At 49.0% G+C, this 1,187-nt stretch carries 1 rRNA gene; it reads left to right on the top strand.

From position 1 onward, the window contains the following. Window positions 1-32: 32 nt before the first annotated feature. Window positions 33-1,187, top strand: a 23S ribosomal RNA gene (locus Q1B47_RS21805); the annotation flags it as partial.

The following is a 1,187-nucleotide window of genomic DNA, read 5'->3' as shown; positions in this document are numbered from 1 at the left end:
TGCAATTCAGATGAAACTCATTTGGGTTGTATGGTTAAGTGACTAAGCGTATACGGTGGATGCCTTGGCAGTCAGAGGCGATGAAGGACGTAGTAACTTGCGAAAAGCGTTGGCGAGCTAGTAACAAGCATTTGAGCTAACGATGTCCGAATGGGGAAACCCACTTACATAAGTAAGTATCATTAACTGAATACATAGGTTAATGAGGCAAACCCGGGGAACTGAAACATCTAAGTACCCGGAGGAAAAGAAATCAACCGAGATTCCCCTAGTAGCGGCGAGCGAACGGGGATTAGCCCTTAAGCGTAGAGGGTGTTAGTGGAATGTGTTGGAAAGCACAGCGGCACAGGGTGATAGCCCCGTACATGAAAACTAACTTTACGTGAAAACGAGTAGGACGGGACACGTGACATCTTGTCTGAATATGGGGGGACCATCCTCCAAGGCTAAATACTCCTGACTGACCGATAGTGAACCAGTACCGTGAGGGAAAGGCGAAAAGAACCCCTGTGAGGGGAGTGAAATAGAACCTGAAACCGTATACGTACAAGCAGTGGGAGCGGTTCTTGAGACCGTGACTGCGTACCTTTTGTATAATGGGTCAGCGACTTACATTTTGTAGCGAGGTTAAGCGAATAGCGGAGCCGTAGGGAAACCGAGTGTTAACTGCGCGTTTAGTTGCAAGGTGTAGACCCGAAACCCGGTGATCTAGCCATGGGCAGGTTGAAGGTTGAGTAACATCAACTGGAGGACCGAACCGACTTATGTTGAAAAATGAGCGGATGACTTGTGGCTGGGGGTGAAAGGCCAATCAAACCGGGAGATATCTGGTTCTCCTCGAAAGCTATTTAGGTAGCGCCTCGAGCGAATACCATTGGGGGTAGAGCACTGTTAAGGCTAGGGGGTCATCCCGACTTACCAACCCTTTGCAAACTCCGAATACCAATGAGTACTACTCGGGAGACACACGGCGGGTGCTAACGTCCGTCGTGAAAAGGGAAACAACCCAGACCATCAGCTAAGGTCCCAAAGTTATTGCTAAGTGGGAAACGATGTGGGAAGGCTTAGACAGCTAGGATGTTGGCTTAGAAGCAGCCATCATTTAAAGAAAGCGTAATAGCTCACTAGTCGAGTCGGCCTGCGCGGAAGATTTAACGGGGCTAAGCAATACACCGAAGCTATGGGTG

Origin of the sequence: uncultured Shewanella sp. (genome assembly GCF_947501225.1) — a bacterium.
Taxonomy (GTDB): Bacteria; Pseudomonadota; Gammaproteobacteria; order Enterobacterales; family Shewanellaceae; genus Shewanella.
Note: the sequence above shows the minus strand (reverse complement) of the source record. Positions and strands in the feature narration are given on the sequence as shown.